Genomic DNA, 19,947 nt, shown 5'->3' on the forward strand with positions numbered 1-19,947 from the left:
TATCTTAGTGGCTGCTTAATTTGGTTCGGAGCCGCGTTTATGTCATCCCTTCGGTTACTCATTTCTGATTCTTACGATCCCTGGTTCAATCTGGCGGTAGAAGAGTGCATTTTCCGCCAAATGTCACCAGATCAACGGGTTCTCTTTTTGTGGCGCAATGCCGATACCGTGGTGTTAGGCCGTGCTCAAAACCCATGGAAAGAGTGTAATACTCGGCGTATGGAGCAAGATGGAGTGAAGTTGGCTCGGCGTAGTAGTGGCGGCGGGGCAGTATTCCATGATCTAGGCAATACCTGTTTCACCTTTATGGCCGGTAAACCTGAATATGATAAAACGATATCGACTCAAATTATTCTGGATGCTTTGGCATCGCTTGGTATTCAGGCGACAGCATCGGGTCGCAATGACTTGGTGGTGATTAAAGATGATGGTGAGCGCAAAGTTTCCGGTTCCGCTTATAAAGAAACCAAAGATCGTGGTTTTCATCATGGGACGTTATTGCTCAATGCTGACCTCAATCGTCTTGCTGATTACCTCAATCCTGACCCGAAAAAATTGCAAGCCAAAGGCATCACGTCAGTACGGTCGCGTGTGACTAACCTGGTTGAACTGTTACCGGGAATTAACCACGAAAAAATTTGTGCCGCTATTGAGCAAGCATTTTTCAATTATTACGATGAAAGAATTTCCGCAGAAATCATCTCGCCACAAGCATTGCCAGACCTGCCCGGTTTCGCCGAACAATTCGCTAAACAAAGCAGCTGGGAGTGGAACTTTGGTCAGGCACCCGCGTTTAGTCATCTTGTCGATACCCGCTTTGTCTGGGGCGGAATTGAACTACATTTTGATGTTTTGCACGGTGCCATTGACCGCTGCCAAATATTTACCGACAGCTTGAACCCAGCCCCGCTGGAGGCGCTGGCCGAACGATTACAAGATGTGGAATATCGTCCTGCTGCTATTGATGCGGTTTGTTTGCAATTAAGCGATGATTTTCCTGAATCACAAACCGAATTGTTGCAAGTTAGGCATTGGCTAGCGGAGGTCATGCGCTAATGGGTATGAATGATCACTCACCGCAATTTAGTAACAGCTATGGGCAGCAATTGAGTGGTTTTTATACTCATTTGCAGCCAACATCGTTAAAAGGGGCACGTCTGCTCTATCATAGTGAGCCGCTTGCCAGGGAACTAGAACTTGATACCAGTTGGTTCAGTGGCCCGAAAACCGCAGTATGGGCAGGTGAAATGTTGCTACCGGGTATGGAACCTTTGGCACAAGTGTATAGCGGGCACCAGTTTGGTCAGTGGGCTGGGCAACTTGGCGATGGGCGTGGCATTTTACTCGGGGAACAAAAACTCAGTGATGGCCGCCATATGGACTGGCATTTGAAAGGTGCAGGTTTAACGCCTTATTCCCGTATGGGGGATGGGCGGGCGGTATTGCGCTCCGTGGTGCGCGAATTTTTGGCCTCTGAAGCTCTGCACCATTTAGGGGTTCCTACCAGCCGTGCGTTGACCATAGTGACCAGCGACCATCCGGTTTATCGCGAACAAGCGGAGAAAGGGGCTATGCTACTGCGCGTAGCTGAAAGTCATGTGCGTTTTGGTCATTTCGAGCATTTTTACTACCGGCAACAACCAGCCCAAGTCAAACAACTCGCTGATTATGTTATCGCACGGCACTGGCCGCAGTGGGTCGGGCAAGAGGAATGTTACTTGCTATGGTTTACTGATGTGGTTAAGCGCACGGCGCGGCTAATGGCGCATTGGCAAACCATCGGTTTTGCTCATGGTGTGATGAATACCGACAATATGTCGATACTTGGCATTACCATGGATTATGGCCCATTCGGCTTTCTTGATGATTATGTACCCGATTATATCTGTAACCACTCCGATCATCAGGGGCGTTATGCTTTCGATAATCAGCCAGCGGTTGCGCTATGGAATTTGCACCGGCTGGGGCAAGCCCTATCCGGTTTGCTCTCAACGGCGCAATTACAACAGGCGCTGGAAGCTTATGAGCCAGAATTAATGGCGGCTTACGGTCAGCACATGCGCGCTAAATTAGGATTTTCCGAGAGTGATAGTCAGGATAATGACTTATTGACCGGGTTATTAAGTTTGATGATCAAAGAAGGGCGCGATTATACCCGTACCTTCCGCTTGTTAAGTGAAGTGGAAACACATTCCGCGTTATCGCCGTTGCGAGATGACTTTATCGACAGAGCCGCTTTCGACAGTTGGTATAGCCGTTATCGGGCACGTTTGCAGCAAGAGCAAATTGATGATGCACAGCGTCAGCAAGCCATGAGAGCGGTGAATCCTAAATATATATTACGCAATTATTTGGCGCAGCTTGCCATCGACCATGCAGAAAAAGATGATATTCAGCCCTTACAGCGTTTACATCAGGCTTTGCAACAGCCTTTTGCTGAACAACCTGAATTCAATGACTTAGCAGCATTGCCACCGGACTGGGGGAAACATCTGGAAATTTCCTGCTCCAGTTAATCAGTATGAGGGCGGGGATTGTGCCCCGCCGCCATCACTGTTCAGAGCAGCTTCACATCAGTTTGATTCAGCCGCCGCACGCAGTTGCTTAAGAACATCCGGGGTCTGTAAACCAAACCCCAGCAAGGCAATATCATCAAGCACCAGCAGCCGTTTTTGTTTCCCCGCGGGGGTGAGAGCCAGCCCCGGCAACCGCCAGACATTCTCTACCCCCTTGAGTGATGCCACACCATGTGTAGTCACGATGAGTAAATCAGGGGCACTGTCGATAATCCCTTCTTGTGACAGTGGGCGATAACCGCTGAATTCCTTAATGGCATTTTTAAGCCCCGATGCCTTGAACATGCTATCGGCTGCGGTATCTAAACCCGCCGCCAACGGGGGAATTCCGGCATGAATCATGACAAACAATGCTTTCACCGGTAGCGGGCTTGATACCACAGTATCCAACTGTTGTTGATAATGTTGTATCAACTGCTGGCCTTTCTCTTCTTGACTGACGGTGGTGGCAATCAAGCGTATCTTATCTATCACGCCTTGCGGCGATTTATCGGCGGGGACATAGATAAGCTTGACGCCATACTCCATCACTTGTTTCAGTACCCTTGATGGCCCGGCGCGCTCACTGCTCAAAATCAAGGTGGGTTTTAAAGCAAGAATACCTTCAGCATTGAGCAGCCGCATATAACCCACATCGGGAAGCGCTTTCAATGCATCAGGAGTCAGGCTGGTGCTATCCCGGCCCACGATAAGGTCACCGGCTCCGAGTGCATAAGTGATTTCAGAGACATCGCCGCCAATGGTCACAATACGTGGTGTGGCAATACAATTCATTGAAATAACAAATGACAGTGAAATGATAAATCTAAGTGTCGCGCGCCATTTATTCATGCGGCACGCCTATTGGGGTCAATTCAGCCAGTTGTTGATGCCATTGAGTTTGCTCCGGCTGGCCTTCGCTGCGTTGACCAAAGATTTGCAAGATATGCTTCCCATGCTCATCGAGCAACTCCAGACTTGAGACAAAGCCATCTTTGGTCGGTTTACGTGTCACCCAACTCTCTGCAATAGCCTGTTGGTTTAGCTGTAAATCAAATCGAGGATTGCTTACGTTAACCCACTGACCACCCGCCAATTGCTCCTCTTCCGGGGCTGAGAATTTATCAATAGCACCGGTGAATATCTGCATGCATCCACTGTTACCGACGAACAGCATAATTTCATTCAGACCCGCTTGTGCCGCCTTAAGTATGTGTATTACAGCTTGATTATCGACTTGATACGCCAGATCATCGCCAACCGCACGAAAGGCTTGTTGTCGGCTAATGTTATGGCGTTTCAGTAACATAAAAAATTGATGAATATCATTCATTTTGCGCCATTCAGTATCAATGATGGAGCCGTCGATAGCTGATCCTGCGTTGGGTTGCTCATCAATATGTTTTAATTCCAACCGGGGATTATCGGTCATGCGATATTTTGCGATCAATGCCTGCCAGGCAGCCTGATTTGTCTCTGTTGTGCAATAGATTTGATGAATGGCATTGCCTTGGAAATCAAAACATTGAATGCTGAGTTGTTCACCCTGCGCGGTGGTTTCGCGCAAACTGAAGACAGTGTTCCAGTGGCGGAAAAACAGTCTTAAATCCAGTGCGCGCGGGTTGAGGAGCAATCCCAGATGACCATGTAGCCGTAAGTTTCGATATTCGCCCATCTGCTGGTGTACTGCATGTGGGTTGGAGGTCACCGAGCAAGTGACGCCAACAGTTTCCAACTCGGTAAGCAACGTAGTGGCACTGATATCCAACCGCTCGGCATCTTCCCCCACACGGACATACGCCAATTCTGCCTCACTGATATTCAGTCTTTGTGCTAAATCTCTGGAGGAGAGTTCCTGATGAACTTGCTTCGTATTGAGGTATTGCTGAGACAGTGTCATTTCCATTTATTCCTTTATCATCTAGTGCCATAGCGGGTGTGCCATGGCAGGGTTCCATAGAGCCATTTAATTATGGTTATTTTTTAACCTATCGCCACCATCAGGCAGATGAAATATCACCACTGATAGCTGATCAGTAACTTGGCATTACGTCCGTCTTGTGGGATTGCTTGTGGTGAGTAATAGGCTTTATTAAAGGCGTTACCCAGTACCGCGGTGGTGGTGACGCTTTTGAATCTACCTTGCCCGCGATAGCTGAGATAAAAATCATGCACGGCATAACCAGCTTGCGGTTTATTGGGTTTGCGTGATGAATTTTGGGCATCGTTATCTTTCATGAATTTAGTATTTTCTGCCATGGTGACTATCCAGCCAGTGCTCAATCCACTGTTAGCAATAGGGATATTCAACCTGCTGGTGACGGTGTCTGGGTTGATGCTGCTGATAAACTGGCGGGTATCAAGGTTGATGCCACGGGTGCGGTTATAGGCCAGACCCCAGTCAAACCAATTGTTTTGGTAATCCAGTGAGGCATCCCAGCCCCAACTTTTACTGCGCGGGATATTGATATACTTAGATGTCCAGAAATCGACTTCACTGACAATGCGGTCTTTAGCATCAATATGAAAATAACTGGCTTTCAATTTCATTGAATCGCTGTCTGCCAACAGGCCATCAAACTGTAAGCCAAAACCCGCTTCGCGGGTGACGTTACTTTCTGGTTTTAAGTTGGGATTGGGTTTCCAATAGTTGAACATAAAGTGATTTGAATTGTTATAAAGCTCCGCCAGTGTCGGGGTGCGGAATGCCTGACTGTAGGCACCAAATAACATCAACCAATCAGTGGGATTGACGGTAACCGCGCCACGTGATGACCAATTTTTAACCTCTTTATCGGCAAAATTCTCACGGCTGTTTTTATAGCGGTTGAAACGGGTACCGGCCAGCAAGGTGACGGGAAGGTCACGTAAGGTCAGCTCATTTTGCAGCCAACCGGAGGCAAAGTTGATTTCAGCGGGCGGGAAGCTGCGGATAACCCCTTTGGGAATTTGCTGTTGCTGATAGCTTTCAACACCGTAAGTTAATTGATGAGCCACCGGGCTGTGGGTAAAGAGTCGGCTGCGTTATCCCACGGGTGGCTTGTTTGCGGCTGCCATAACCTTCATGGCGCACATCATCGCTGACATTAATTTCGGTGTAGTAAAGCTGAGCAGTGGCATCCAGCCAGTCAAGTTGTTGTGGTTGCAGGCGATAGGTCAGTTCAGCATCGCGTTGAATGGTGGAACGATTCATCATCGGGTTGATATTCATGTTTGGATTCGGCGCACTCTGATTGGCCATCCGGGGTTCCAAAGCGCGGTTATTATAATAGCGCAGGGCGGTGGTCAACGATTGGCTGTCAGAAAGGTAGGTGGTGGTCTTCAGAATCAGGTTGTTGATAGCTTCATCGTTCGGTGCCTCAGAGCCATTGCCGTGATAAATATTGCCAACCTTTCGTTTACTGAACGCAAAAATGCCATCCAGATTCTCTGTGCGGCCAAACACCGACATCCCCAAGCCGGTGCTGTGATAACCGCTAGCACCGAAGCCACTGATACGAAATCCAAAATTTTGATCTTTTGCCAGTAAATCAGCAGCATCAACGGTCTGGTAGGCAATCGCGCCCCCCAAGGCTCCGCTACCAAATAGCGAGGTCGATGGGCTGCGAATAACACTGACTTTTTTTATTAACGCGGGGTCAAGGAAGGTGCCATTAAAATGCGCTCCTTTGATTCCCTGACGGATGCCATCAATGAGTATCAGTACGCCATATTGATCATAACCTCTGATATTGACGTTCTGTCCATTGGTACGACCCGCCCCGGTAACCGTGACCCCTGGCACGTTTTGTAGCATTTCGCCAGCGGTGGTGGCGGTTTGCTTTTGTGGCATCGAAGCATCAATAACAGTGACCACACCGGGATGTTTAAAACTGTCGATAGCTGAACGTGAACCTATTACTTTCAGCGTGTCAGAGTGGCTTTTGGCTGCAGGGTCGGCTATTGCTGCTGACGACAGCACTAAAGTAATAGCCAAACTGCATGAAGATAAACGAAAAAAACGAGGCATAAGCAGCTCTCCATATATTGTTTAATATAATCAATGGATTGCTGGCTGCCTGAGTATAGATAATTAGGTGGCTGGCGTCGGGGCAATGGTGTTCAGCAAGGGGGCTGACTGAAGGTTATTTCGTCAGTATCAGTTTTCCTGCTTTGGTCTGGCGTAAGTAATAAAGCTGACCTTGGTGATTGATGGCGACAACTTCATGTTGTCCAAGTAATTGTTGGCTGTTAATACATGAAAGTGGCAAAGAGGAAACGGTTTGGTCGGTTGCGTTTTGCGTTATGGATGTCGCTTTATGCATAAGATACTTTCTTTGAGTTGATATTATGAGCAAGTTGATAATGATTATCATCCCCATGCGCCCTTGATTTCAACCCTGGACTTAATTAGTTGTTATTCCAATGTCTTGCTTTTCATTAGTAATTTGTATGCTGAATGATTTAGGCAGAAATAAGGCGAGGGGGTGCGAATGGGTGTGGCTTGATAAATTTAGCTCAGTGATGGAATGGAGCCTTAGCTAAATGTCATTCCATCACTGATTTTGAATCGAGTTAATGCTAGTTGAACCGGCTACTGACAGCATCGGCCAGTAAACTGAGTAACTGTTCGGTGTCGGCCCAATTCAGGCAAGGGTCGGTAATGGATTGCCCGTAGGTTAGCGGCTGACCCGCAACAATTTTCTGTGTGCCTTCAACCAGGAAACTTTCTGCCATCACACCGACGATAGCGGTGGATCCCGCGCGAATTTGCTGACCGATATCTGCGGCAACTTCTAATTGGCGGCGATGCATCTTCTGGCAATTGCCGTGGCTGAAATCCACCACCAGATGTTCAGGTAAATCAAATTCACGCAAGCTATCACAAGCAGCGGCAATATCAGATGCACCGTAATTTGGCGTCTTTCCGCCGCGCATAATAATATGCCCATGTGGATTGCCACTGGTCTGATAAATCGTCATTTGGCCGGTTTTATCCGGTGATAAAAACATATGGCTGGCTTGTGCCGCGCGGATCGCATCAATAGCTATGCGGGTATTACCGTCGGTGCCATTTTTGAAACCAACCGGGCAGGAGAGGGCTGAGGCCATTTCACGATGGATTTGGCTTTCAGTCGTCCGCGCGCCAATCGCGCCCCAACTAATCAGGTCGGCAATATATTGGCCGGTCACCATATCAAGGAATTCGGTGGCAGTAGGCAGGCCCAACTCATTAACGGCCAATAGCAAGCGGCGCGCCATTTCAATGCCTAAATTGACCTGACATGAGCCATCAAGCGCGGGATCTGAAATCAACCCTTTCCAGCCCACCACGGTTCTCGGCTTTTCGAAATAGGTGCGCATGACGATTTCAAGTCGGTCTTGGTAGCGAATCCGTAATACATTCAATCGCTTTGCATAATCGATTGCTGCATCCAGATCGTGAATCGAACAAGGGCCGACGACAACCAGCAGGCGCGAATCTTCACCGGTGAGTATTTTTTCAATTCGTTTACGTGACGCCGTCACGTTATCAGCAACAGCCTCGGAAATCGGTAACTTTTCCGCCAATTGTTGTGGCGTAACCAAGCTATCGATGCGCGCGGTCCGCAGTTCATCAGTTTTGTGCATGAAAATTCTCTAAATCTGTTCTTCTCTGCGGCAGGAATACCGGGAAGTGATGGCGATCACAATAAACCAAAAATAGCTGAATTCAACTGTCCACGTCATGATTCATAGAAATTTTGATGAAATAAGCCTTAAATTATCACCAGAATGAATGCTTGTACCCAAAGTAATTGGAGTCGCAGGTAGGTAGCAAGCAAACCTCCTGCAACTCAAGGACGAAAGGGATAATCAGAACATCCGCCGACTCATGCCTAAAATATCGAGAATTTTGGTTGAAATCTCTTCAACGGAGTAGTTGGTAGAATTCAGATAGCGAATCTGATTCTTACGAAACAAGGCTTCTACTTCGCCGACTTCCATGCGGCATTGGCGCAGTGAGGCGTAGCGGCTGTTTTCACGGCGTTCTTCTCGAATAGCTGCCAGTCGCTCAGGATTAATCGTTAAGCCAAACAACTTATGCTGAAAGGGCTTCAGCGCCGCAGGGAGCTGTAAATTATCCATGTCATCGGCGATAAAAGGATAATTGGCCGCACGAATACCAAATTGCATGGCCAGATACAGGCTGGTGGGGGTTTTGCCGCAGCGGGAAACGCCTAATAAAATCACCTGAGCCTGGTCAAGGTTACGCAGAGAAATACCGTCATCATGCGCTAATGCATAATCGATAGCAGCAATACGTGCATCGTATTTTCCCAGGTTACTCTCGGTTAAACCGTGGGTGCGATTGAGTACCGGTTGTGGGGATACGCCCAGTTCACCTTGAAGTGGGGCCACCAGCGCTTGCACGATATCCTGACAGAACCCTTCGCTATGCTGAATGAGTTCCCGAACTTCAGGGCTGATTATCGAATAGAAAACCAACGGCCTGACACCGGTTTCGCGGTATATTTCATTAATTTTTTCACACACTTCTTGAGCACGCGCCGCACTTTCAACAAAGGGCAGCGTGAAAGTCGTCGCTTTAACTGGAAATTGCGATAAAACGGCATGGCCGAGCACTTCGGCAGTGATGGCCGTCCCATCCGAAATATAAAATACACTTCTTTCCACGCTGACTCCTGAGTCATTTTGGGCCGATTTATACCACTGATTAACCCCATCAGTGTGCCTTATTCGGCTTATCGGTAAAGGGTTTGCTGTCAGAATAGCCTGAAAAACATTTTTCTTGTTGGGTTGATCGATTCACCTGTCTATGGGCTATGGATGATTGTGCTAGTCTGAAATGTCTCCTTCGTCATTGACGCCGCAGCCAACTCACCTGCAACGCCAATGATTTTGGGCAGATGTACCCTACTGATCGTCCGTAATTAATGACAATGTAAAAAGGATTGTTTCGATGTCCAACAATGGCCTAAATCTGTGTAATGTGCTTTGGTACAACCAGCTTGGCATGCACGATGTTGAAAGGGTTGGCGGCAAAAATGCCTCCCTGGGTGAAATGATAACCCATCTTTCTGAACTGGGTGTTTCGGTGCCCAATGGTTTTGCCACCACCGCTCAGGCGTTTAACGACTTTCTGGAGCAAAGCGGCGTTAACAACCGCATCTATCAATTGTTGGATCAAACCAATGTTGATGATATTGCGGCGTTAGCTAAAGCCGGCGCACAGATTCGTCAATGGGTGATTGAAACGCCATTCCATCCTGAGTTCGAACAATCAATTCACGATGCCTATCAGCAGCTAGCTGATGATCCACAAACGTCATTTGCCGTGCGCTCTTCAGCTACAGCCGAAGATATGCCAGATGCTTCTTTTGCCGGACAGCAGGAAACCTTCCTCAATGTTCAAGGCATTGATGCGGTGATGATTGCTATCAAGCATGTCTTCGCTTCACTGTTTAATGACCGGGCCATTTCTTATCGCGTACATCAGGGATACGACCATCGCGGCGTCGCACTGTCTGCGGGGGTGCAGCGCATGGTGCGCTCAGATCTTGCCTCATCGGGTGTTATGTTTACCATTGATACCGAATCGGGTTTTGATCAAGTAGTCTTTATCACCGCGGCCCATGGTTTGGGTGAAATGGTGGTGCAGGGGGCGGTAAACCCGGACGAATTTTATGTACATAAGCCTACGCTGCGTAAGGGAAAACCTGCGATTGTACGTCGCAATATGGGATCGAAAAAAATTCGTATGGTCTATGCCGAAAACCAAGACCACGGTAAACAAGTCCGCATTGAAGATGTGCCAGAGGCGCAACGCAATCGTTTCGCTCTCAGTGATGACGAAGTTGAAGCTCTGGCCCATCAGGCTTTATTGATTGAAGAGCACTATGGCCGTCCGATGGATATCGAATGGGCAAAAGACGGCCATACCGGCCAGCTGTTTATCGTGCAGGCGCGTCCGGAAACTGTGCGTTCCAACGAGCAGGTTATGGAGCGCTATCAGCTTAATAATCAGAGTAATGTGCTGGTGGAAGGTCGTGCTATCGGGCATCGTATCGGTGCCGGGCCAGTTAAGGTTATTCATGATATCAGCGAGATGGATAGAATTCAGGCTGGTGATGTGCTGGTAACAGACATGACTGATCCTGATTGGGAACCTATCATGAAAAAGGCATCGGCCATCGTCACTAACCGTGGCGGGCGAACCTGTCATGCCGCCATTATTGCGCGTGAGTTAGGTATTCCAGCGGTAGTAGGGTGCGGTAATGCCACTGATATTCTGAAAGAAGGGCAAAATGTGACGGTTTCCTGTGCTGAAGGGGATACCGGCTATGTTTACCATGAGTTGCTCGACTTCTCTATTCAAAGCTCTCAGGTGACAGAATTGCCTGATTTGCCTTTGAAAATCATGATGAATGTCGGCAATCCGGATCGGGCTTTTGATTTTGCCCGCTTGCCGAATGAAGGTGTTGGGCTGGCGCGGTTAGAATTTATCATCAACCGGATGATTGGTGTGCATCCTAAAGCACTGCTGGAGTTTGATACTCAACCGCCGGCAATTCAAACCGAGATCAAGGCGTTAATGAATGGTTATGACGATCCAGTTGAGTTTTATGTCGGCCGTTTAACCGAAGGGATTTCGACTCTCGGCGCGGCATTTTGGCCAAAACGAGTGATCGTGCGCTTGTCAGATTTTAAATCTAATGAATATGCCAATTTGGTCGGCGGAGAAGCTTATGAACCGCATGAAGAGAACCCGATGCTGGGCTTCCGTGGTGCAGGGCGTTATGTCGCAGACAGCTTCCGTGACTGCTTCGCATTGGAGTGTGAGGCGGTTAAGCGTGTCCGCAATGAGATGGATTTGACAAACGTTGAAGTAATGGTGCCTTTCGTGCGCACTGTCGCTCAGGCTGAGGCAGTGGTCGCTGAGCTGGCCCGCCAAGGGCTTAAACGTGGCGAAAATGGCCTGAAAATCATTATGATGTGTGAAATCCCATCGAATGCTTTATTAGCCGATCAATTCCTTGAGCATTTCGACGGTTTCTCCATCGGTTCCAATGATATGACCCAATTAACATTAGGGTTAGACAGGGATTCTGGTGTGGTATCTGAGTTGTTTGATGAGCGTAATGAAGCCGTTAAGGCATTGCTATCAATGGCTATTCAGGCCGCTAAACGTCAGGGGAAATATGTCGGGATTTGCGGGCAGGGTCCTTCAGATCATGAAGATTTTGCGTTATGGCTGATGGATCAAGGGATTGACAGTTTGTCTCTTAATCCGGATACCGTGGTGCAAACCTGGTTAAGTCTGGCTGAACATACCAAACACTGATAGATAGTGCTTTGGTGATAGATAGTACTTTGCGATAGTGCGATAGATAGTACTTTTGCCAATATATTTATTATCCGCAGCTTCGGTTGCGGATTTTTTTATCCTTTCAGGTAGTCATCCCCATCACTCAAGTGATTCAAGGGAATGGACGTAGCTAATACAGACACTATTCTAATTACACAGAATATAATAAAAAAAAAGCCCGTCTTAGGTGACAGGCAAAGACTACACACAGCAATACGTGTATTCGATTACAGATATTTAAATAAGTCATTATGAGATAATTTATTTAAATATCTTGGGGAAAGCACTACACGATAATAATAAGTAAATTCCGTGAGTTAGTCATTAAGAATCATCTGAATAAGATTGATTGAATATATATTTACAATAAAAGTGATTTCACCTTGTTATTAATAACGACTTTATTTAATCACTAATACGAACGGTTGTTTCGAATATAAATGTGAATATTAAAAAGGCTATTATTTATTTCCAGTAGCGGATATTGCTAGATAATAGGGGTTAAGCAGCATAACCCCTATTATGTTTCAAAGCTCTTCTAAATGTTTGGCGACTTCGGTAATGCTCTCTTCGGGTTCCGGTGCTTCATTGACCCAAGCGGAGGTCAATCGATAGGAGATAGCCAACACCACTGGGCCGATAAACAAACCAATCATACCGAATGACAGCAAGCCACCAATAACGCCGGACAGAATTAATATCATCGGCATATCCGCTTCCATACGGATCAGGTAAGGTCGCAACACGTTATCCATTGTTCCGACGATACAACTCCATACCAGCAATATCGTGCCCCAGGTTGAATCACCCGTCCAGTACAGCCAGATGACCGCAGGTATCAGAATTAGCAATGGCCCGAGTTGCGCGACACAACAAATAAACATTAAGACGGTAAACAATGTCGCGTATTGAATTCCGGCAATAGCGAGGCCGATTCCACCTAACACGGCTTGCACCAGTGCGGTAACGACCACTCCCAACGCCACTGCTCGAATGGCTTTTGCTGCCAGTACAACCACTGCATCACCACGTTTATCGGCAGCTCGCACCGCAAAATGGCGAATACCCAAACCTACTTGCTCGCCGTGGAAGTAGAGCAAAATGCTAAATAGCACCATCAGCGCTAAATGAATCAAGAAGTAGCCGATATGAGCGGCTTGTGCGACCAACCAGGTTGCGGCAGCACCGACATACGGCTGAATTTTGGCGATTAGCACATTACCGCCACCGGCAATTAGCGAATGCCAGCCGCTATAGAGTTTGTTACCCACCATGGGGATTGATTTTAGCCAGGTGACATCCGGCATTTTTAAATTGGATGGGCTGGATGCCCACTGGATAAGCGGGCCGCTATTCTCAACCAGGCTGCTGACCAGCAGAGCAATGGGAATAACGAACAGTAAAACCAGCAGAATGGTCATAATAATCGCGGCCAACCAGCGCTTGCCCCATAAGATCTTTTGTAGCCTGATCAACAAAGGCCAGGTAGCAATTACCACCATGCCAGCCCAGGCAAATCCCATAATAAACGGCTGTACCACCCAAAAACTGGCAATAATCATTATCATAATGAATATCACCCCAAACATCAGTTTGGGTAAATCGAAACGACGTAGCTGCGGGTAATTCATCAGTGGGTTCTCACTTCACAAATCATGGCAAGGTGGCCATCGCACTGTTTTATTTGTACTCATTAGAAAATGCACTAATGAGATATTTGCACCAATCTTATTCAGGATCAGCTGTAATCATGGTGTATTTCAGCGGTTTTTAACAGATACACTTGAGTTTTACTGCTGTATTTTTATCAAAAAAAGGCGATGTCCTCGGGATAATATAAATCCGATTGCACTAAAAGTGATGTAACAGCACGTTCTGATGGTGGTTTGATTATTATTTGCGCAATATAAAATTTTGATACTTAATAGTTTATTACTGTATTTAACCTTGGTCGGCAGCCATCTCTTTCCCATCGTTCTGAATTGGTATAAATCGTTCGACAAAGGTGATTGGTAACGGATAGTCTTTCAGTGGAATAGTCCTTAAAACAAACCCACATATAGATAGGGTCACACTAATGATCCCACAGATTTCTCAAGCGCCAGGTGTTATTCAGTTGGTGCTGGATTTTTTGGATGCTTTGAAGCAAAACGGATTCACCGGCGATACCGCGACCAATTATGCAGATCGCCTAACCATGGCGACGGACAACAGTATTTATCAACTGCTGCCTGATGCGGTTATCTTTCCGCGCTCGACGGCGGATGTCGTACTGATTGGTCGTCTGGCCGGGCAGGAAAATTTTAAATCGTTGGTCTTCACGCCACGTGGTGGCGGAACCGGAACCAATGGTCAGGCATTGAATACCGGTATTGTGGTGGATATGTCGCGCCATATGAACCGCATTCTGGATATCAATGTAGAGCAAGGCTGGGTGCGGGTTGAAGCGGGAGTGATTAAAGATCAACTTAATCAATACTTACGTCCATTTGGCTATTTCTTCTCGCCGGAATTATCCACCAGTAATCGCGCTACATTGGGCGGCATGATTAATACTGATGCCTCCGGTCAGGGTTCATTGGTCTATGGCAAAACCTCCGACCATGTTCTGGGGTTGCGCGCTATTTTGCTGGGTGGCGAGATGCTGGATACTCGCGCGATGCCGACGCCACTGGCGGAAACGATTGCGCAGGAAGATTCCGTCACCGGGCGTATTTACCATACCGTGCTTAACCGTTGTCGGGATCAACGGGCGTTGATTCTGGAAAAATTCCCCAAATTAAACCGCTTCCTGACGGGTTATGATTTGCGCCATGTGTTCAGTGACGACCTACAAACATTTGATCTGACACGTATTTTAACTGGAGCTGAAGGGACGCTAGCCTTTATTACCGAAGCCACACTGGACATTACACCACTGCCAAAAGTTCGCCGTTTGGTGAATGTGAAGTATGACTCTTTTGATTCGGCACTGCGCAACGCGCCTTTTATGGTGGAAGCCAAAGCGCTGTCAGTGGAAACTGTGGACTCAAAAGTCCTCAATCTGGCGAAAGAGGATATTGTCTGGCACTCGGTCAAAGAACTCATTACTGATGTTCCGGATAAAGAGATGCTGGGGCTGAATATTGTCGAGTTCGCCGGTGATGATAAAGCGCTGATTGACGGCCAAATGGAATCACTTTGCCAACGTTTGGATGATTTGATGGCGGCCCACGAAGGCGGGGTGATTGGTTATCAGATTTGCAGTGATTTAGCCGGAATTGAGCGCATTTATGGCATGCGCAAAAAAGCGGTTGGTTTGCTGGGTAACAGTAAAGGGCAGGCCAAACCTATCCCCTTTGCGGAAGATACTTGTGTGCCGCCACACCATTTGGCTGATTATATTGTGGAGTTCCGCCAGTTGCTCGATAGCCATAATCTGACCTATGGCATGTTTGGCCATGTGGATGCCGGTGTGTTGCATGTTCGTCCGGCGCTGGATATGTGCGATCCGCAACAAGAAATGCTGATGAAGCAGATCTCCGATCAAGTGGTGCAACTGACGGCGCGCTATGGCGGCTTATTGTGGGGAGAGCACGGTAAAGGCTTTCGCGCAGAATATAGCCCCGAGTTCTTCGGTGAGGTGCTTTATCATGAGTTGCGCCAGATAAAATCTGTATTTGACCCCGATAATCGACTGAATCCCGGTAAAATTTGCTCTCCATTGGGGAGTGATGCCCCGATGATGACAGTCGATACTTCTGACAAACGCGGCACTTTGGACAGACGTATCCCGCTCTCCGTCAGAACTTCATTCCGTGGCGCAATGGAGTGCAATGGCAACGGATTATGTTTTAACTTTGATGCTCGCAGCCCCATGTGCCCGTCGATGAAAATAACCGGTGACCGAATTCATTCGCCAAAAGGGCGGGCCACTTTGGTACGGGAATGGCTACGGCTGTTATCCGAACAAGGGGTTGACCCGGTGGCACTGGAAAATGGGCTGGCGACTCAGCGCCCCAGTTTGCGCGGGCTGATTGAAAAGACGCGTAATACCTGGCATGCCAGTCAGGGAGATTATGATTTCTCGCATGAAGTGAAAGAAGCGATGTCCGGTTGCCTGGCGTGTAAAGCTTGCTCGACGCAATGCCCGATAAAGATTGATGTGCCGGGTTTCCGCTCCCGTTTCCTACAGTTGTATCACACTCGCTATCATCGGCCACTGCGTGATTATGTGGTCGCTGGTGTAGAAGACTATGCCCCGTTGATGGCGAAAGCGCCTAAAGTGTTTAACTTCTTCCTCAAGCAACCTTGGGTTGGCGCGTTAAGCCGCAAAAGCATCGGCATGGTGGATCTTCCGTTACTTTCCAGCCCAACGTTGAAGCAGTCATTGTCCGGTCACTATGCCAGCACCATGACACTGGAACAGTTGGAGAAGTTGCCGGATTCAGAGCGCCGTCAGCATGTTTTGATAGTGCAAGATCCTTTCACCAGTTACTACGATGCTCAGGTTGTCGCCGATTTTGTCCGGCTGGTGGAGAAGCTCGGTTTCAATCCGGTGTTGCTGCCATTCTCGCCGAATGGTAAAGCACAGCATATCAAAGGGTTCCTGCAACGTTTTGCTAAAACGGCACGGAAAACCGCTGATTTTCTGAACCGCATTGCTGTATTGGGGATACCCATGGTCGGGGTTGACCCGGCCCTGGTGCTCTGTTATCGCGATGAATATAAAGAGATTCTGGGGAATGCCCGTGGTGACTTTAGTGTGCAACTGGTGCATGAGTGGTTACATGAGGCATTGGCTGAACAGCAAGGGCAACCAATGACCGGTGAATCCTGGTATCTGTTTGGCCATTGCACCGAAACTACCGCACTGCCCGCCAGTAGTCAGCATTGGGCTGCGATATTCTCCCGTTATGGAGCCAGGCTGGAAAACGTCAGTGTCGGTTGTTGTGGCATGGCTGGAACTTACGGTCATGAAGCGAAGAACCTCGATAACTCGTTAGGTATTTATGCATTATCCTGGCAACAGGCATTGCAAAAGCTGCCAGCAAAACGTTGTTTAGCGACCGGTTATTCTTGCCGCAGTCAGGTTAAGCGTATTGAAGGCAACAGTATACGACATCCATTGCAAGCGTTACTTGAATTGGTTTAAGCTTTGCCAGCTATTAACATTTCTGCAACCTCAAGTAGGAAGGGAAAAAGGATGCTTTGGAAACGCACGGCAACACTGGAACAGCTAAATCAACAGAGCCAAGGCTGCATGGTCGGGCATCTGGGCATAGAATTTACTCGATTATCCGATGACGAACTGGAAGCTACGATGCCGGTAGATAATCGGACAACTCAACCCTTTGGTCTGCTGCATGGCGGGGCGTCAGTGGTGTTGGCGGAATCACTGGGGTCGATGGCGGGGTATTTATGTACCACGGAAGGGCAACAAGTCGTGGGGTTGGAAATCAATGCTAATCATCTAAGAGCGGTCCGGTCTGGGACAGTGCGCGGCTGTTGTCGTGCTATTCATGTTGGTCGCAGCCATCAGGTTTGGCAGATTGAGATTTTTGATGAACAAAACCGACTGTGTTGCACCTCTCGTTTGACCACTGCGGTATTATCCCCAGCAAAATAACCAACCTAAATATAAGTATATCTATTGCTCAGGGCCAATTGTAGGCCTTGAGCAATATCATTCATTACCGCATCTTCCTTGTACCGATCTTCTGACAACTTTGTTTATCCGATAAATGCGGCGAATCTCTCTGATAGGTTCCCCCTGAGGGGGTTTTCAGCTAAAGTTAATGGAGAAATAGGTATTTTTTATGAATGTTTAAAAATACAGAGATTAACCGCAATTAACCTCTGATATAGCAAGGGATTCAGGCATCGCTGTCGTAATTATTGTTTTATTTCATGGCGATAAAAGTGTGTTTGTTTACCCAGACTTCTCCGGCCATCGCAGCATGCTTCTTTCGTTGCCGCCTCATTTGAGGTCTAAACGGCACTTTTCTTAATATCCCTGCAAAACAAACGGTTGAAGTGATAATTATTATCACTACCATTGTGAACAATCTGTGTTGATTTACCCATAATCAGCCAGCTAATTATTAAGAAATAGAAGGTGGGGCATATGCAACAGGAATCCGTCGGGACATTTTCGCTTGATGATAATGTTTGGCAAGGCGTTACGATCACCGACAGCGCCGCGGCGCAAATTACACGGCTCATGCAACAGGATCCTGAAATAAAAGGGTTGCAGCTGGGGGTCAAGCAATCCGGCTGTGCCGGTTTTGCTTACGTGATGGATATGGCTAAGGAGCCAGCCAGTGATGCTTTGGTTTTCGAGCATGGTAGTGCCAGACTTTACGTACCGCTAAAAGCAATGCCGTTTATTGATGGCACCGTGGTGGATTATGTCCGCGAAGGGCTAAATCAGATTTTTAAATTTAATAATCCTAAAGCTCAGCACGCCTGCGGGTGTGGCGAGAGCTTTGGCGTTTGAGCGATGTAAACGAAATGACACGAAGCAATGTAGAAGTTCCAGATGATGTGCAGGCTTGGGTCAGCGATGGTCGCTACAAAGAAGGCTTTTTTACCCAACTTGCGACTGATGAGCTGGCGAAGGGCATCAATGAAGATGTGATTCGCGCCATTTCTGCCAAGCGTAATGAACCGGAATGGATGCTGGAATTTCGCCTCGGGGCTTATCGCAGTTGGTTAGAAATGGAAGAACCGCATTGGCTGAAAGCGCATTATAAAAGTCTGGATTACCAGGATTACAGCTATTACTCAGCGCCATCTTGCGGTAGCTGTGATGATAATTGCGGTTCGCAATCCGGCGCACTACAGCAATCATCAGCTGAAGATTCAGCTGCGCACACCATGAATGAGTACCTCACCGCTGAGGTTGAATCTGCCTTTGCCCAGCTTGGGGTGCCAGTGCGGGAAGGGGCTGAAGTGGCGGTTGATGCCATTTTTGACTCGGTTTCTGTGGCGACCACCTATCGCGGTAAATTGGCCGAACAAGGTATTATTTTCTGCTCATTCGGTGAAGCCATTCAGGAATACCCCGATTTAGTACGTAAGTATTTGGGATCAGTGGTTCCTGCCAAAGATAACTTTTTTGCCGCGCTGAATGCGGCAGTCGCTTCTGACGGCACTTTTGTCTATGTGCCAAAAGGGGTGCGCTGCCCAATGGAGTTATCCACTTATTTTCGTATCAATGCCGCCAAAACCGGTCAGTTTGAGCGCACTATCCTGATTGCCGATGAAGACAGCTATGTGAGTTATATCGAAGGGTGCTCTGCGCCGGTTCGTGATAGCTATCAGTTGCATGCCGCGGTGGTTGAGGTCATTTTGCACAAAAATGCAGAAGTGAAATACTCGACAGTTCAGAACTGGTTTGCGGGGGCTGACAGTACCGGCGGTATTCTCAACTTTGTGACCAAACGGGCGCTGTGTGAAGGTGAGGGCTCCAAAATGTCATGGACCCAATCTGAAACCGGCTCGGCCATTACCTGGAAATACCCGAGTGTCATTTTGCAGGGCGATAACTCTATCGGCGAGTTCTTCTCGGTCGCATTAACCAACGGCCATCAGCAAGCCGATACCGGCACCAAGATGATCCATATTGGCAAAAACACCAAATCAACCATTATTGCCAAAGGGATCTCTGCGGGGCACAGCCAAAATACCTATCGTGGGCTGGTTAAAATTTTGCCCGGTGCGGATAACGCCCGTAACTTCACGCAATGCGACTCGATGCTGATTGGCCCGGATTCCGGCGCACATACCTTCCCTTATGTGGAAGTGCGTAATAACACCGCACAGCTAGAGCACGAGGCGACAACCTCAAAAATTGGTGATGACCAACTGTTTTATTGCTTGCAACGTGGTATCAGCGAAGATGATGCCATCTCAATGATTGTTAACGGCTTCTGTAAGGATGTGTTCTCCGAGTTGCCACTGGAATTCGCCGTGGAAGCGCAGAAATTGTTAGCCATCAGCCTGGAACACAGTGTTGGTTGAGTCTCAGTTGAATAAGCATTTGCAGAGTTTTGCGCGCCT

Annotated in this window: 13 protein-coding genes, 1 other RNA gene and 1 pseudogene; 7 read left to right on the forward strand and 8 right to left on the reverse strand. The window is 47.8% G+C overall.

Annotation, left to right across the window (positions count from 1 at the left end; genetic code table 11):
* The first annotated feature begins 39 nt into the window (after window positions 1–39).
* The gene (locus QSV56_RS11035) at window positions 40–1,056 is read left to right on the forward strand and encodes a lipoate--protein ligase A (RefSeq protein WP_301212341.1); all 1,017 of its coding nucleotides are present in this window, start codon (window positions 40–42) and stop codon (window positions 1,054–1,056) included.
* On the forward strand, window positions 1,056–2,516 hold the full coding sequence (locus tag QSV56_RS11040) for a YdiU family protein (protein WP_046050977.1): 1,461 nt from the start codon (window positions 1,056–1,058) through the stop codon (window positions 2,514–2,516). Before QSV56_RS11035 ends, QSV56_RS11040 begins: the two co-directional genes overlap by 1 nt.
* Before the next feature lie 57 nt (window positions 2,517–2,573).
* Here QSV56_RS11040 and QSV56_RS11045 read toward each other — a convergent pair whose 3' ends face one another.
* The 6 genes and pseudogenes from QSV56_RS11045 to QSV56_RS11070 form a co-directional block, all read right to left on the reverse strand.
* Entirely contained in the window at window positions 2,574–3,407 is an 834-nt protein-coding gene (locus QSV56_RS11045; RefSeq protein ID WP_046050976.1) for a hemin ABC transporter substrate-binding protein, read from the reverse strand.
* Window positions 3,400–4,461, reverse strand: a complete 1,062-nt coding sequence (locus QSV56_RS11050) for a hemin-degrading factor (RefSeq protein WP_046050975.1) — start codon at window positions 4,459–4,461, stop codon at window positions 3,400–3,402. Before QSV56_RS11050 ends, QSV56_RS11045 begins: the two co-directional genes overlap by 8 nt.
* 110 nt (window positions 4,462–4,571) lie before the next feature.
* Window positions 4,572–6,564 (reverse strand): annotated as a pseudogene (locus tag QSV56_RS11055) (TonB-dependent hemoglobin/transferrin/lactoferrin family receptor).
* 115 nt (window positions 6,565–6,679) lie between these two features.
* Window positions 6,680–6,859 carry a hemin uptake protein HemP gene (hemP, locus tag QSV56_RS11060; protein ID WP_005161518.1) on the reverse strand — a complete coding sequence of 60 codons (180 nt, stop codon included), beginning with the start codon at window positions 6,857–6,859 and terminating at the stop codon, window positions 6,680–6,682.
* A gap of 256 nt (window positions 6,860–7,115) precedes the next feature.
* Window positions 7,116–8,165: a 3-deoxy-7-phosphoheptulonate synthase gene (locus QSV56_RS11065; protein WP_019079312.1), complete on the reverse strand. Its 1,050-nt coding sequence runs from the start codon at window positions 8,163–8,165 to the stop codon at window positions 7,116–7,118.
* Between the two features lie 225 nt (window positions 8,166–8,390).
* The gene (locus QSV56_RS11070; RefSeq protein WP_005161512.1) at window positions 8,391–9,212 is read right to left on the reverse strand and encodes a pyruvate, water dikinase regulatory protein; all 822 of its coding nucleotides are present in this window, start codon (window positions 9,210–9,212) and stop codon (window positions 8,391–8,393) included.
* A gap of 286 nt (window positions 9,213–9,498) precedes the next feature.
* On the opposite strand from QSV56_RS11070, the gene ppsA reads away from it, so the two are divergent.
* Entirely contained in the window at window positions 9,499–11,880 is a 2,382-nt protein-coding gene (ppsA, locus tag QSV56_RS11075; protein WP_019079313.1) for a phosphoenolpyruvate synthase, read from the forward strand.
* A gap of 190 nt (window positions 11,881–12,070) precedes the next feature.
* Here the strand turns inward: ppsA and rprA are convergent.
* An RNA gene (rprA, locus tag QSV56_RS11080) (antisense sRNA RprA) lies at window positions 12,071–12,179 on the reverse strand.
* 252 nt (window positions 12,180–12,431) lie between these two features.
* A complete protein-coding gene (gene ydiK / locus QSV56_RS11085; protein ID WP_005161505.1) occupies window positions 12,432–13,535 on the reverse strand; it encodes an AI-2E family transporter YdiK in 1,104 nt (367 codons plus the stop codon).
* A gap of 446 nt (window positions 13,536–13,981) precedes the next feature.
* Here ydiK and QSV56_RS11090 point away from each other — a divergent pair, with 446 nt between their 5' ends.
* The 4 genes from QSV56_RS11090 to sufB all read left to right on the forward strand — a co-directional run bounded on the left by QSV56_RS11090 (window position 13,982) and on the right by sufB (window position 19,908).
* Complete coding sequence (locus QSV56_RS11090; RefSeq protein ID WP_301212343.1) at window positions 13,982–17,038, forward strand: FAD-binding and (Fe-S)-binding domain-containing protein; 3,057 nt, start codon at window positions 13,982–13,984, stop codon at window positions 17,036–17,038.
* A gap of 51 nt (window positions 17,039–17,089) precedes the next feature.
* A complete protein-coding gene (locus tag QSV56_RS11095) occupies window positions 17,090–17,512 on the forward strand; it encodes a hotdog fold thioesterase (protein WP_172653761.1) in 423 nt (140 codons plus the stop codon).
* Between the two features lie 498 nt (window positions 17,513–18,010).
* On the forward strand, window positions 18,011–18,382 hold the full coding sequence (sufA, locus tag QSV56_RS11100) for a Fe-S cluster assembly scaffold SufA (protein WP_005165616.1): 372 nt from the start codon (window positions 18,011–18,013) through the stop codon (window positions 18,380–18,382).
* A gap of 14 nt (window positions 18,383–18,396) precedes the next feature.
* On the forward strand, window positions 18,397–19,908 hold the full coding sequence (gene sufB, locus QSV56_RS11105; protein ID WP_005169421.1) for a Fe-S cluster assembly protein SufB: 1,512 nt from the start codon (window positions 18,397–18,399) through the stop codon (window positions 19,906–19,908).
* Window positions 19,909–19,947 lie beyond the last annotated feature (39 nt).

Source organism: Yersinia sp. 22-579 (assembly GCF_030433455.1).
In the GTDB taxonomy this organism is placed as follows: Bacteria; Pseudomonadota; Gammaproteobacteria; order Enterobacterales; family Enterobacteriaceae; genus Yersinia; species Yersinia enterocolitica.